Genomic DNA, 14,729 nt, shown 5'->3' with positions numbered 1-14,729 from the left:
TCAGCTATTGATATTCAGGCTCATCGGCACTCATCCCTTTAGGTATGACGGTGCCTAAACGGGCTTTTAATGATTGCGGTTTTTTCTCAAAAATCGCCGCGTAATAAGTGGCGTTCGACAATACATTTTTGACGTAATCACGTGTCTCGGAAAATGGAATGGTCTCTGCAAAAATCGCGCCCTCGACTGCACGCGTCAGTGTTGAGCGCCACGCACGCGGCCTACCTGGCCCTGCATTGTAAGCAGCAGAAGCCAAAGCTTGCGAACCGCCCAAATCAGTCAGTACCATATTCAAATAATTGGTACCCAAGGCGAGATTCGTTTCGACATCATTTACTTGATGCGGCACGTAATCGGACAATCCGATTTTTTTAGCGACCCACTTCGCTGTTTTCGGCATCACTTGCATCAAGCCAGAAGCACCAACATGCGATTTCGCTGCAGTAGCAAAGCGAGATTCTTGTCGGATTAAGCCATACACCCAAGCCATATCAACACCGACCGCTTGCGTGGCTTTATACATACTGTCATTAAATGGCGTTGGAAAGCGCTGATGAATATCAATATCCGATTTCGTCTTGTCTGAAGTATTGACCATACGATCCAACAAAGCGTTTTGACGTGCAAACTCTGCTGCCACAATCAGTTCGCGCTCGCTCATGCTGCGCAAAGCCCAATTCCATTCACGCGTACCTTCAAAGCGTAAATTCATCGCATAAAATTTCAAGGCACGTTGTAGATTAGGGTTTTGTGCAATCGGCGCTAATTCTTCTGGGCTAACTGGCTTAACTAATGCAGGAACACCGATCTTTTGCCCACGTTCTTCTAAGGCCAGCTGTCCATAAAAATGCATTTGATCTGAGATGCTCGCAAAGACATTTTGCGCTTCTTCTTTTTTCCCTTCTTGTTGAAGTGCACGACCATGCCAATAAATCCAAGCTGGCTGGTTCTTTAACGCAATCGGCATTGACGCAATCGCAGTCTTTACCATTTTCCAATCGCCCTCGCGCAAGGCCATACGGGCGCGCCACTGATACGCTTCTATACTTAAATGCGCAGCATCAGCGCGTTTCCAATAGGTAAGTGCCTCGGCCTGCAATTTTTGTGACGCTGGTAATGCGATATTTGCCCAAGCTTGCGCTTTGTCATTCGCATTCAACTTATCACCAAACTTTTGCAACGCAGCGACCGACTTGTCCGGATCTTGTTTCGCAGCGCGCCCTAAGGCCATCAAAAATAATTCACGACTCAATCGATCATTGGCTGGCGCTTTTTTTAGCAAATTGTTCGGTTTATCCATCGCCTCGACTAAACGCTTTTCAGGAATATTCAACATCTTTCCTAAACGTTTTGCCAATGGCATTGCCGAAGACTCTGCAGCGATACGCATTTGCGCCCACAAGTCAGCATCAGTAAATTGACCTTGTTCATACAGCGTACCAATCAATTGATAGCAGCCGTCTCCATATTGTTTGGGCGAGGTGATCAAACTGCGCGCTTCAATTGCCACACGTTGCTGCTTGAGCGCTTTGGATAACAAAGCGTAGCACTTAACTTGATGATCATCATTCACCACATACAAGGGTAATTGCTGATCAAAATTCGTCCAATCACCGCGATAACCAAGCACCAATAGCCAATCATTACGCAAGCGATCAGCGATTGCACTACCTTCATATTTCTTAAAAAAGCTTTGCATCTCTGCCGCCGATGCCGAACGAATGCGGGTGCGTAAGACGTAATAATCCACATACGAAGGAATCGGATACTGCGTCAATTGTGAAGCATGCATTTGCGCAGCCTTAGCATCATCGTGTATCGCTGCATCACGTAAGGCCATAAAGCGATCATCATCGTTGATGACGCCTGTTACTGGTGCGCTCATCGCGGCCTCAAGCGACATTGCGCGGGGAGCATTTTCTGCAAAGACAGGCAAAGCTGCTAACATAGCAAAGCTGCTGCTAAAGATGCCGCTTACCAAACGACGCATAAAGCGACGTGTGAAGCAACGTGTAAAGCGACCATGTAGTTGTTGTTCTAACATTTCAAGCATATCCTTCTTAAACCTGTTAACAGTATGACACAGCCACACCATAGCGTAAAAGAACAAATGCCAAACCGAGCGCAATTACGCCGCGATTTACTGCAAATTCGTAAAGAAAGCCCACTCGCCCTGCGCCAGCAATGGGATCGCAGCATCGCCGATCAAGTCATCGCTTTGATTCAACAAAACATGCCGCAACACCTAGCGGTATATTGGCCTATCCAAGCTGAACCCGACTTACTACAGTGTTACCAAGAATTACAGCAGCTTGGTGTCAAATTAGCGCTGCCCATCGTTGTCGGCAAGGCGCAAGCACTTAAATTTGTTGAATGGTGTCCAGGCGATTCTATGGATACCGATAGTTTTGGCATCCCAATTCCTCGCAATCGTGAGCATGGTATTGCCCCCGACATGCTACTGATCCCTTGTGTCGGCTTTAGCTCGCAAAATTTTAGGCTAGGTTACGGTGGTGGATTTTATGACCGTAGTTTGGCGCAACTACGGCAAGCAAAGTCGGTGGGTATCGCTTACCAACTGGCTCAAACCGAATTCACGCCCGAAGTTTATGATATTCCACTCACGCATATAATTACCGAACTTCAGCTTTCAATTTAAATCTGCAAAAACTGCCAACATATGCAGGCTAAATTAGCACCGAATCGAAAAAGTCATTTCACAAAAATACTGTCATGTGCGTCAACTACACACCAACTCGGCGCGATCAGCTAGTCGAGAAATTTGCTGCGATTGATCAAACCGGAGAAGACTGGCGACCCGAGATTTGGCAAGACTACGCTGCTCCATTCATCACACACGATCACTTAAAACGCCGGCGTGCGCAGTTGGGTAGTTACGGCATGATCCCGAAGAGCAAAATTCCCGCTGGAGTTAAGCGCTTTAGCACCATGAATGCACGTGCCGAAACAATCGATCAGTTACGCAGTTTTGCGCAAGCTTGGCGTATGGGGCAACGTTGTCTTATTCCATTGCAAAACTTCTTCGAACCCAACTATGAGACAGGTAAGGCAGAACGTTGGCAAATTGGTGTCAAAGATCATAGCGATTTTGCAGTCGCTGGCCTTTACCAAGGATGGAATGAAGAAGATGGTCAACAGAGTTTTTCCTTCACGCAAATCACCATCAATGCCGATCTGCATCCTGTGATGCGACAATTTCAAAAGCCCGAAGATGAAAAACGCTCCTTGGTGATTTTGCATGAGCAAGATTACGATGGGTGGCTTGCATGTCCTCATCCAGATTTAGCGCGCCAATTTCTACAACTTTTCCCCGCTGAACAGATGTGGGCAAAGGCGGCGAACCTGGATAGAACCCGCGCGAAAACAAAACGTCCAACGACAAACCCATCTGCAATTCAAGCTTCACTGTTTGACGATGAATAAGTAAGTCATTGCATACCGCCATTCTTTCGGTAATAACTCACAATTTAAAAACCTTAGCAAATCTCTCGCTCTCCAATAATTCAAACAGCATTCTTAATTAATTACTTAATCAATTAAATAATTAATTCCTTATTTCACTTAAGTAATTCACAAAAAATTAGCAGAATTGCTTGTAGCTAATTGCAAATAATTAGCAAATCAACTATGTTGCTCACCTCGTTGTATTTTTAAGGATTTCCAGGTGAAATTAATTACTTTACTCATGCTCAGTGCTGGCATTTTGACACCAGGCTTGACACTAGCAACAACACCAATCGAAACAACAACAGCAATCAGCACAAGTAATTCTAAGCAATCAACAAAACAATTAGCAGCGCCAGTCAAAGTCACTACCGTTGAAGGCATCACAGAATATAAATTGGCGAACGGAATGCGCGTGGTCTTGTTTCCAGACGCGAGTAAGCCTACGCTGACAACCAATTTAGTCTACATGGTCGGGTCGCGTCATGAAAATTACGGCGAGACCGGCATGGCGCATTTATTGGAACATTTATTGTTCAAACCAAGTGCTAATTTCGGCATTAAGAAAGGCACCAAATCCCCAGTGGAAGTATTGAACGCGACTGGCGCAGAATTCAACGGCACCACTTGGTACGATCGTACCAACTACTATGCGACCTTCCCTGCCAACGAAGACAATTTAAAACAAATGTTGGCGATGGAAGCCGATCGCATGATCAACGCTGCCATTGATCAAAACGATTTGTGGAACCCAAAAACGCAAAAAGGTGAAATGACGGTCGTTCGCAATGAATTTGAAATTGGTGAAAGCGATCCGATTGGTGTCACTACTGAGCGTATCCAAGCGGTCGCTTACGATTGGCACAACTACGGCAAATCAACGATAGGCGCGCGTTCCGATATTGAGCAAGTAAACATCCCGCGCTTACGTGCGTTCTACAAAAAATACTACCAGCCAGACAATGCGATTCTGATGATCGCCGGTAAATTCGACGATGCAAAAATTCTCAAGCAAGTGAACGAGCTATTTGGTCGCATTCCAAAACCAAATCGCGTCATCGACCCAACCTACACCACAGAACCAACGCAAGATGGTGAGCGTTCTGTAACAGTGCGTCGCACCGGTGGTACGCAGTTTGTTGGCGCTGGTTACCATATGGCACCGTCTGCGCATATCGATTCCGCTGCACTAGGCTTGCTGGCAAATATTTTGACTAGTGCTCCAAGCGGACGTTTGCATAAAGCCTTGGTTGAAACCAAGCTTGCCACCGCGGTGAACTACAACACAGTCAGCAATCTAGAACCCAGCTATGGCATATTTGGTGCCATCGTGCCAAAAGAAAATAATTTGGATGCCGCACAAGAAGCCTTGTTAAAGGTTCTCGAAAATTTAAAAACCGCACCGATTACACAAGAAGAATTAGATCGCGCGAAGCAAGCTGCTCGTAAACAAATTCAACTCGCCTTAAATGACACAGCACAATTGACGATTGCGTTAACTGAATCAATGGCCGCAGGCGATTGGCGTTTGTTCTTTATTGAACGTGATCAGATCGAAAAAATGACGGTGAAAGACGTACAAGCCGCTGCAGAAAAATATTTAAAAGCGACCAATCGTACACTCGGTCGATTTATCCCAACCGATACCGCAGATCGTACCGAAGTACCATCGACACCGGACATCCTCAAGCTCGTGAAGGATTACAAAGGTCAAGCGGTAGTTGAGCAAGGTGAGGCATTTGATCCTAGTCCTGCAAATATCGAAAAACGTACACAACGTTCCAATCTATCCAATGGAATGAAACTCGCTTTGCTACCGAAGAAAACCAAAGGTGCGACTGTCAGTGTAAGCTTACGTTTGCGTATGGGTAGTGAAGCAAGCTTACAAGGCAAAGCTGAAATTGGACAATTCACAGCGAGCCTATTGAACAAAGGAACAGATCGTTTATCTCGTCAAGAAATCAAAGATAGCTTCGATAAATTAAATGCACAGGTGACGATAGGCGGCAATGCAGAAGGCATTACCGCCAATATCACAACCACACGCGATAAGTTAGCGGCAGCGATTGATTTGTTGGCAGAGGTTTTGAAAAAACCATCCTTCCCTAGTAGCGAATTTGAAGAACTCAAATTAGCCATTGTTGGGCGTATTGAGCAATCTATTCCAGAACCACAAGCACAAGCAAGTAATGCAATGGCACGCCTCACCGATGCGACGCCAGCTGGTCATGTATTGCACGTAAATACTTTACCTGAGCAAGTGCTTGCCGCAAAAACTGTCAAATTAGAAGATGTGAAAGCCTTCCACCAACAATATTTTGGTGCGGATAGTGCTAGTTTTTCAGCGGTTGGTGATTTTGATCCGACTAGCTTAAAAGCCCAGTTGGCAAGCTTATTTGGTGATTGGAAAGCCAAACAAACTTATACAAGGATCGCACGTCAAATCAAAGCCGTCGCAGGTGAAAAGCTGGTACTCAATACACCAGATAAGGCCAGCAGTTTCTTACTCGCGATTCATCCTGTGGCGATCAAAGACGATGCTGAAGTTCATCCAGCATTGTTGATGGCAAACCATATGCTGGGTGGCGGTGCTTTGCGTAGTCGTTTGGCTGATCGTATTCGTCAAAAAGAAGGTTTGTCGTATGGTGTTGGTTCCTTCTTAAACGTGCCAAGTCAAGATCCAAGTGGCATGTGGGCTGCGTATGCATTGAGCGCGCCACAAAACACCGCGAAGGTCGAAGCGGCTTTGCGTGAAGAAGTGCAAAAAGCAGTCACTGAAGGTTTCACAGAAGCCGAATTGATCGAAGCGAAAAAAGGCTGGAAGCAAGCGGAAGAAGTAGGTCGCACACAAGATGCAAGCTTAGCAGCGCAGTTGTCAAACTATCTGGCGATTAATCGCACCATGAAGTTTGACCAAGACTTTGAAGCAAAAGTCGCTGCCTTGACTGTGGCGCAAGTCAATCAAGCGTTACGTCAATTAATCAAGCCGGAAAACATCTCGGTGATCAATGCGGGTGATCAAGCAAAAATCAGTAAATAGTAAGATCGCTATGTGACGCAAATTAGCGTTGCCAGACAACAAAAGGGCAAAATTCTTTATTGAATTTTGCCCTTTTTGTCTTTTTTGCCTTTTTTACTCTTATCCTCGCTTCATCCTTATTCAATCTTTCATTTCCGCCTATCCCACGTAAATCGACGGCAAATCTACGCGCGATTCAACTCCACTTATCGAGAATCAAGAAATCGTGAACTTGCATACGAGCCTGCACAGTAATCCGTCAAGGCAGAATTACACTACCTATTCCCATCGTCTTTTAGGAAGTAGAGTATGAACACGTCACAATCCACAACAAATAGCAGCTTCACTAGTTTAACCAGCGCCAGCCAAATCAATAATCAAGCGACAACTGAATCAGCAGTGCAATCATCTTCCGCTGCCAAATCACCTGCTAAATTAAGCAACAACAACGCCCCTGTGCAAAACGCTGTACAACAAGTTGTACCAAGCGAAAAATCAGGTAGCCCTTGCTGCGGCTGTTGCGATCCGAATGTGGCTCGCGCCTAAGCAATTATCAAAGCGATTCACGCATCGCATTTACGCTAGGACTCAGGATATGCGGGTAAAATATTGTTTTATCCCTTGTCCTGAATGCCGATGCTTAACTTTGTTCAATTCCAATTTTCAAATTTATCAATTCGTGCAAGTAGTCTCCATCGGAACGCGCTATTCATTTTATCCGCATTGATTTTTCACCCAACTGTCGATGCACAAACAAAAAAGAATATTCCGAAAAAACCGAATCCCATCACCATTTACGCAGCTGGCGATATCGCTGATTGTCGCAAGCAAGCTGCTTCACAAACAGACGCAGCACAAACTGCTGCATTGATCAGAGCAGGCATACAACAAGACAAAAATGCCTATGTCATCACACTAGGGGACAATACCTATCCGGTAGGAAAAGCCGAAGAATTTAACGATTGCTACGATCAAACTTGGGGCCAGTTTAAACAACGTACTTTGCCATCACCGGGAAATCATGATTATGGAATTCCCCTCGCCTCTGGCTATTACAATTACTTTGATGAGCTAGCTGGCAGTAATCGACGCGGTTACTACAAAAAGACTTTGGGAAACTGGTTGATCATCTCGCTAAACAGCAATATCAAGCACCAGGCCATGCAAACTCAATTGACTTGGCTGCAATCAACGCTGCGTGAAAATCAAGCATCATGCATACTCGCGTTTTGGCATCATCCAGTCTATTCATCTGGCGGCCACGGCAATAATAAAGTCATGCAAGATGCGTGGAAGCTGTTAGCAGATGCAAAAGCCGATCTCGTACTAACGAGTCATGATCATCATTATGAGCGATTCGCGCCGCTAGATAAAAATGGCGTGCCTGATGCTAGCAACGGTATTCGAAGCTTTGTAGTTGGTACTGGCGGTGCAAAGTTGTCACCGATCTTTTTGGTGAAAGATGGTAGTGAAGTGAGACAGAACGATCGTCATGGCGTGCTAAAACTTGCGCTGGCAAGCAATGCATATTCTTGGGAATTTATCGCAGCAGAAAGTAAGCAGATTCTGGATAAAGGTGAGGCCACTTGTCATGCAATTCGCTAGCGAGATTGTCGATGAATTAATAAATAAGTTATTCATTAGACGAATCAGTATTCCAATCCAAGTTTAGGTAACTAATTTAGGTAGTTAATTCAGGTAACTAAGCCAATTAGCAGCTTGCACCGCAACTTAAGCATTATCGCGAGAAATTTATTTAATTGACAATCTCGCATGTTATGATCCTTGACTCACTATCGCTTTTTTCTAGGAGTCGCAATGCCAGAACATGCGCTTGATACGGTCAGTTCAACAAATGGTCAGTCCATGCCATCCAACCAAGTTGTTTCTAGCATAGATGATTTCAGCCAGTCTGCGCAAACCACGCAAGCCGCGATAGTGGACCAAGGTTCAGCGGAACAATTACCCAACTACGCAGATTTATACCCACCACCGCCGCTCAACTATCAAGCCGTTTTTACTGGCAGTGGTAAAGAGTATTTCAAAATATGGATAGTGAATCTTTGTTTGAGCTTACTCAGCTTGGGTATTTACTCAGCTTGGGCAAAAGTCAGGCGACTGCAATACTTTGATCGCAATACCCAATTGGCAGGTGCCTGCTTTAATTTTCACGGTGACCCAACAACGATTTTGCGCGGTCGTATCATCGCCGCCATTCTGCTATTTCTATACCATTATGTCTTTGGCTTATCCAAAGGATTTGCGCTGGTTTTCGCGTCGCTATTATTTTTTGGCCTGCCATGGATGATGCGCAGCGCATTACGCTTTCGCTTACGGAACACCAGCTATCGTGGCCTACGATTCGATTTCCATGGCGCACTCAGCACAGCCTATGCCATCTATCTACCGATCGCGATCATCTTTGTATTGCCCGCCTTGATCGCGGTGCTATTTCCTCTGAGTTGGTTCGTCGCGCTACCAGGTTTGCTGTATTTGTCTTGGCCGTGGCTACACGCGCGCATGAAGTACTACCAGCATAATAATTTTGGATTTGGACAAAAAAAATCTAAGGCAGATATTTCCACCCATGCCTTTGTCTGGCCGTATTTCGTTACTTTTTTCAATGCCACCCTAGTGGCGATCATTGGTGGAATCATATTCGCGCTTGGCGTATCTATTTTCTTGAGCAGCGGAACTGAAACTGATGTGGGATTTAGTACCGCTCTTATCGGCATCATTAGCTCTGCCTTGATCGGCTTGCTTGTGTACTCAGTACTCGGACCTTTCTTGCAAACCAAAATCTGGAACGCTTCATGGAATCATACGCAGTTAGATGACATTCAATTCCAATCCAATTTGCCAGTGTGGGGCTACACCCGCCTACAAACGGTGAATGCACTACTCACCATTTGCACACTCGGTTTATATCGTCCATTTGCGGTAGTTCGTAGCTATCGCTTCCGATTAGAACATATGCTGGTGATTGCCAATGCAGATGCGTTCGAGACCACAAGATCGAGTACAAACAATGAAAATGCAACTGCGGAGAGTTCAGCAGAATTCTTTGGCTTTGATCTTTCTTGGTAAAAGCGAGGCACCTAAATGAATGCAAATTATTTTAATGCACAAAGTAGCATTATCCAGCCCGCCAACATCAGCATCGATGCAGATCAGATCAAGATCACCACATCACAATTCAATAAATTTTTTTCTAAGAAGACCACACACGTAGCAGAACCATATCTCAATGCCGCGCTGATCTTACAATTTGACGATGGATCGCACTGTGAAATACACGCAGCCGTAGATCAGCAAGCTGCATTGAAGCAAATTGCTTACCAAGCCAGTCTCGTTGAACATTGGCAACGCAATTGGGGCATCGCGCTATTTGCTATCGCAGTCGTATTAGCTCTGTTCTACGGTAGCTATCGTTATGGCGGACCAATTTTAGCTAAGCAAATTGTGCCCATGATTCCACAGCAAGCCGATGATTTTTTAGGGACTGAAGTTGAAAGCATGTTAGATGCTGACTATTTCACAGAATCAGATATCAAGGCTGAGCAAGCAGCGCAAATCACCAAGATATTTGAAGCGATTAAACCAAATGCAACCCGAATTCCGCTACGTTTGGAATTGCGTAAAAGTGAAAAGATAGGCGCGAATGCTTTGGCACTGCCGAATGGCAGCATTTATCTGACGGATGCGATGATACAACATATGCCCAAGCAGGATTCGCAAGCAACATCGCAACGGAATTCGCCACTGAATTTGCCTCTAACACGCGCTGGCGAAATGCAATTGGCAGGCGTACTAGCCCATGAGATCGCCCACATTGAACTAAGGCACAGCATGCACAATATTACCGAAACATCGCTGATGACCGTTTTGCTTGGTGCTACCATAGGTGATTTCAGTAATATCCTAAGTGTTGCAGCTGGCGGCTTATTAAATGCAAGATATTCGCAAGAAAAAGAAGCCGAAGCTGATGAATACGCGATTCGCTTATTGCAATCTCGCGGTATTTCACCAGCCCATTTGGCAGATTTATTTGAGTCATTGGATCAGGATACATCCACCGACAAATTAACAAAAAAGAAACGCCAATCCAGTTGGTTAGAAGAGCAAATCAATGATTACCTATCTAGCCATCCAATGACCGAAAAACGTATTGAGCGATTTAGACAAGCGGCAAAGTAAGTACAAGGTCTGCACAAGGCTAGCAAATACCGGCAAGCTCGCGCAAAAAAAGTTACACTAGCGGGCTATGCCATCTTCTCTACTATTTATTATCGCCTCATTAATTTGGGGTTCGACCTTTTGGGCCATTACACAACAACTGGGCGAAGTCGCACCCGCAGTTTCGGTCGCATATCGATTTGGGTTAGCCTCACTCTGTCTTTTTTTGTGGTGCTTATTAAAAAAGGAATCGCTGCGTTTACCTTGGAAACTACAGGGTTGGCTGGCGCTGCAAGGTTTCTTCACTTTTTCTTTAAGTTACGTCTGTACCTACACCTCAGAACAATATTTAGTTTCTGCCTTGGTCGCGGTCTTATTTGCCTTAATGGTGATCTGGTCTCCTATCACCGAGAGAATATTTTTCAAAAAGCCGCTCAGTTGGCGCATCTGGGGCGCGGCATTTGTCTCGATAACTGGGGTGATCTTACTGTTCTTTCCTGCCCTAAAAAATAATTGGGAAGAAACGCACTCTGGTCACGACACCCACTTTTTGCTCGGCTTAGGCTTGGCGTTGACCGCAACGCTTGCGAGTACGTTTGGCAATGTTGTGGTCGTCAAAGTCCGTCAACATAGTCAAAACGTTTTGTTAACGATGGCATGGGCGATGGCTTGGGGTACCGCTTGGATTAGTTTGTTTGCGATGATCAGTGGCGAACAATGGACACTGCCATCTAGCATCAACTATTGGTTATCTTTGATTTATTTATCCCTATTTGGCTCGGTGATTGCATTCGCATGTTACTTCACACTGATCCATCGCATTGGCGCACAAAAGACTGTCTTCATTGGCGTCATTACGCCGATCATCTCAGTTTTGCTATCGATTCAATTAGAAAATTACCACCCAGGATGGATAGAATGGTCGGGCATGGTCTTGTGTATGGCGGGCGTGGTTTGGGCATTGCGCGGAGAACCTAATCGCGCTTAACGCCATCTAGTCACAGTCTTGATGGCGATCTCGACGAGGCTAATCTGTCTCAGTTGCAAAAGCCAACTTACGCAACACATGGGCAGCGGCTGCTAATCCAAAAGAGGCGGTGACGACGATTGAAGAGCCGAAACCGGCGCAATTTAAGCCAGAAATTCCTTGGCTCGCATCAACTGCACATGCGTCTGCCGTCTCTGCTGTCTCGGGCATACGCAATGCCTCCATCGAGAACACAGCGTCGATTCCAAACTTACTTTTGCTACCGCGTGGAAAACCGAAATTCTGACGTAAGCGCTTACGCACTAAAGCAAGCAATGGTTCTTGCTCTGTTCTAGATAAATCACGAATTTCGATTTTACAAGGATCGGTCTGCCCACCTGCTGCACCTATCGTGATCAAAGGTATTTTTTGTTCGCGACAATAAGCGATTAATGCGGTCTTTGCTTTGACGCTATCAATCGCATCGATCACATAATCAAAGCCGTGTTGTCCTATCATTTGCGATAAGTTATCAGGCTCGACAAACTCCTCTACTTCATGCACTTTGCAATACGGATTAATGATAGCAATACGTTCTGCCAACGCAGTCACTTTCGCCTTGCCCAAAGTTAAGCTTGTTGCTTGAATCTGTCGATTTACATTCGATTCGGCGACATTATCCAAATCGATCATCGTGATTTGACCGATTGCGCTACGCGCCAATGCTTCGACCACCCACGATCCAACCCCACCAACGCCAACCACGCAAATATGCGCTTGTTGAAATCGAGCAAGACCTTCTGTGCCATACAGGCGAGCAACACCAGCAAATCGGCGTTCATAATCAATATCATCAAAAGTGGAGACAGCTTGCTGCATGGGAAATATTTCTTTATTGGGAGATGAAGGCTGCGGTTGCGATTACAGCTAAAATTGGCGCTATTTTACAAGCTTCGGCTTAATTAAGCATGGGCGACTTGATCTTACGCAAGCGTGATCAGCCAGAATTGAGCGCAATTCGCTAGAATGTTGGATAATTTTTCTGCCTAGTTGTTTGTTTTAACTTTACTTAATTTAAATTCATCATGGATATTCTATTTGCAAGCGCCCCTGGCTTCGATCAGCCTTTGGCAGTTCTAAAGCATTGCCATGATCGAATTCGTAAGCAACTCAGTATTTTAGAAAAATTATTACCGCACTTGGCAAAATATGGAGCAGATGCAGAAGCACAAAAAGCAGTACTGGCCGTATTGAAGTATTTTCAAAATGCGGCTCCGTTACATCACGATGATGAAGAAATTGATTTATTGCCAGAATTAACGCAAATAGCACAAGGAAGTGATGCTGAATTACTCAGCGCGATACTGCCAAAAATTCTGCAACAGCATCAGCAAATGGCAGACCAATGGCGACGCTTAGAAACGCAACTAAGCAGTATTGCAGATGGAAGTAATTCGAGTTTGGATGCAAAAGATGTAGCGGAGTTTCAAGCAATTTATCAAGAACACATGCAAATCGAAGAAACGCAAATCGCACCAATGGCAATGCGCTTATTTAATCCTGGTCAAATGCACAAACTTGGTCAGGCAATGCAGGCGCGACGTGGTATTAATAGTATCTGATAGCATCGAACAGCGTCCATAACTGGTTTAATTGCACTTAAAAACTGACTTGGTTTTTACTAGTGTTTACAACGTGTTTAAAGCTAAGATCAAATAAGAAGATTTATTTAAAAAACTTCAGTTCGCTCTAGACGAAGTTTTCATTTCAAGGAAAAAGTATGTCAATTGCTAGCCTCAGAAAAGATTATCAACTCGCCAGTTTGGCTGAGAGTGATGTCGCTCACGATCCATTTAAACAATTTGCACATTGGTTCGACCAAGCGCTTAAGGCAGAAGTTGCGGAAGCAAACGCGATGAGCCTATCAACCGTGAATGCCGAAGGCAAACCTTCATCACGCATCGTCTTAATTAAAGAATTTGACTCACGTGGTTTTTCTTGGTTCACCAATTACGATAGCCGTAAAGGACAAGAGCTATCACAAAACCGTCATGCAGCTTTATTGTTTTTTTGGACGGCGCTCGAGCGTCAGGTGCGCATCGAAGGTAAGATTCATAAGATCTCAGAAGAAGACAATGATGCGTATTTCCATAGCCGACCATTAGGCAGCCGACAAAGCGCATGCGCTTCTAAGCAAAGCCAAGTGATCGCCAATCGTCAGCAATTAGAAGATCAATTGGCAGAAGTTGTTGCCAAATATGGTGACCATCCACCACGTCCTGAGCATTGGGGTGGCTATCGCCTCGTTCCTGACTTTATCGAATTCTGGCAAGGTCGTAGTTCACGCTTACACGACAGAATTGCCTATACTCGCCAAGCTGACGACACTTGGAGTATCAGTCGCCTGCAACCTTAAAACAAAAAGGCTAGGATTCGTCAATGCATCCTAGCCTTTGTTTTTAGTTGTGTTTAAGTTGTCCCTAAGCTCGCTCTAAGCAACGCTTCACAAAATTCCAAAAGCACGCCATCACGCTGCTAACTTCTTCTTAAAGATCTCACGCGAACGCATAATTTTCGGCAAAATAAATTCGACGCAATATGTGTCTTCTTTATGATTCCGATAAAAATTTTGATGTTCTAATTCTGCGGGATAAAACTCAGGACAAGGTGCAATCTCTGTCATCAGTTTGGCATTTACCATCCGCCCAATTTGCCTTACGAACTCACGCGCACTTGTTCTTTGCTGCGATGAATGTACATAAATCACTGAACGTAATGGAGAGGCAATTTGTCCACCAACATTAGCTGGTGTGTACGCATCATGAACTTTAAAAAATACTTCGAGCACTTCCTCAAATGCGAGCACGTCGTTATCAAACTGCACCCGAACGACCTCCGCATGACCGGTATCACCACTACAAACTGCTTCATAACTGGGAAACGCTAGATGGCCGCCAGCATAACCACACTGCACGGTTTTAACACCGCGTAATTGTTGAAATACCGCTTCCAAATCCCAAAAACGACCACCGCCTAAAGTTACCGTTTCTAAAGCCATGCTTGTCATCCTCGCGTTTGATTGATTCTTGTCGTTCGTTTTAT

General features: G+C 44.9%; 13 protein-coding genes. 10 read left to right on the top strand and 3 right to left on the bottom strand.

Annotation, left to right across the window (positions count from 1 at the left end; translation table 11 throughout):
• Positions 1–4 precede the first annotated feature (4 nt).
• The gene (locus KDM92_RS13785) at positions 5–2,044 is read right to left on the bottom strand and encodes a lytic transglycosylase domain-containing protein (protein ID WP_212685037.1); all 2,040 of its coding nucleotides are present in this window, start codon (positions 2,042–2,044) and stop codon (positions 5–7) included.
• A 33-nt stretch (positions 2,045–2,077) separates the two neighbouring features.
• On the opposite strand from KDM92_RS13785, the gene KDM92_RS13780 reads away from it, so the two are divergent.
• The 8 genes from KDM92_RS13780 (at position 2,078) to KDM92_RS13745 (ending at position 11,648) form a co-directional block, all read left to right on the top strand.
• The gene (locus KDM92_RS13780; RefSeq protein ID WP_212685036.1) at positions 2,078–2,659 is read left to right on the top strand and encodes a 5-formyltetrahydrofolate cyclo-ligase; all 582 of its coding nucleotides are present in this window, start codon (positions 2,078–2,080) and stop codon (positions 2,657–2,659) included.
• 74 nt (positions 2,660–2,733) lie between these two features.
• The gene (locus KDM92_RS13775) at positions 2,734–3,444 is read left to right on the top strand and encodes an SOS response-associated peptidase (RefSeq protein WP_212685035.1); all 711 of its coding nucleotides are present in this window, start codon (positions 2,734–2,736) and stop codon (positions 3,442–3,444) included.
• Positions 3,445–3,685: 241 nt separating this feature from the next.
• Positions 3,686–6,505 carry a M16 family metallopeptidase gene (locus KDM92_RS13770; protein WP_212685034.1) on the top strand — a complete coding sequence of 940 codons (2,820 nt, stop codon included), beginning with the start codon at positions 3,686–3,688 and terminating at the stop codon, positions 6,503–6,505.
• A gap of 288 nt (positions 6,506–6,793) precedes the next feature.
• Positions 6,794–7,030, top strand: a complete 237-nt coding sequence (locus KDM92_RS13765) for a hypothetical protein (RefSeq protein WP_212685033.1) — start codon at positions 6,794–6,796, stop codon at positions 7,028–7,030.
• Positions 7,031–7,120: 90 nt separating this feature from the next.
• Positions 7,121–8,089 carry a metallophosphoesterase family protein gene (locus KDM92_RS13760; protein ID WP_212685032.1) on the top strand — a complete coding sequence of 323 codons (969 nt, stop codon included), beginning with the start codon at positions 7,121–7,123 and terminating at the stop codon, positions 8,087–8,089.
• 213 nt (positions 8,090–8,302) lie between these two features.
• A complete protein-coding gene (locus KDM92_RS13755) occupies positions 8,303–9,571 on the top strand; it encodes a YjgN family protein (protein WP_212685031.1) in 1,269 nt (422 codons plus the stop codon).
• A gap of 15 nt (positions 9,572–9,586) precedes the next feature.
• Positions 9,587–10,681, top strand: coding sequence for a M48 family metallopeptidase (locus KDM92_RS13750; RefSeq protein WP_212685030.1), 1,095 nt, complete (start codon positions 9,587–9,589; stop codon positions 10,679–10,681).
• Positions 10,682–10,748: 67 nt separating this feature from the next.
• Complete coding sequence (locus KDM92_RS13745) at positions 10,749–11,648, top strand: DMT family transporter (RefSeq protein ID WP_212685029.1); 900 nt, start codon at positions 10,749–10,751, stop codon at positions 11,646–11,648.
• Positions 11,649–11,687: 39 nt separating this feature from the next.
• On the opposite strand, the gene tcdA is transcribed toward KDM92_RS13745, so the two are convergent.
• Positions 11,688–12,506, bottom strand: coding sequence for a tRNA cyclic N6-threonylcarbamoyladenosine(37) synthase TcdA (tcdA, locus tag KDM92_RS13740; protein ID WP_212685028.1), 819 nt, complete (start codon positions 12,504–12,506; stop codon positions 11,688–11,690).
• Between the two features lie 206 nt (positions 12,507–12,712).
• On the opposite strand from tcdA, the gene KDM92_RS13735 reads away from it, so the two are divergent.
• Both KDM92_RS13735 and pdxH read left to right on the top strand, forming a co-directional pair.
• Entirely contained in the window at positions 12,713–13,249 is a 537-nt protein-coding gene (locus KDM92_RS13735) for a hemerythrin domain-containing protein (RefSeq protein WP_212685027.1), read from the top strand.
• Between the two features lie 158 nt (positions 13,250–13,407).
• Complete coding sequence (pdxH, locus tag KDM92_RS13730) at positions 13,408–14,043, top strand: pyridoxamine 5'-phosphate oxidase (protein ID WP_189347355.1); 636 nt, start codon at positions 13,408–13,410, stop codon at positions 14,041–14,043.
• A gap of 111 nt (positions 14,044–14,154) precedes the next feature.
• On the opposite strand, the gene msrA is transcribed toward pdxH, so the two are convergent.
• The gene (gene msrA, locus KDM92_RS13725; RefSeq protein WP_212685026.1) at positions 14,155–14,685 is read right to left on the bottom strand and encodes a peptide-methionine (S)-S-oxide reductase MsrA; all 531 of its coding nucleotides are present in this window, start codon (positions 14,683–14,685) and stop codon (positions 14,155–14,157) included.
• Positions 14,686–14,729 lie beyond the last annotated feature (44 nt).

The sequence above is a fragment of the Affinundibacterium baiyunense genome (assembly GCF_018139645.1).
GTDB lineage: Bacteria > Pseudomonadota > Gammaproteobacteria > Burkholderiales > Burkholderiaceae_D > Undibacterium > Undibacterium baiyunense.
The sequence above is the reverse complement of the archived record's forward strand: the minus strand, read 5'-3'. Positions and strand labels throughout refer to the sequence as shown.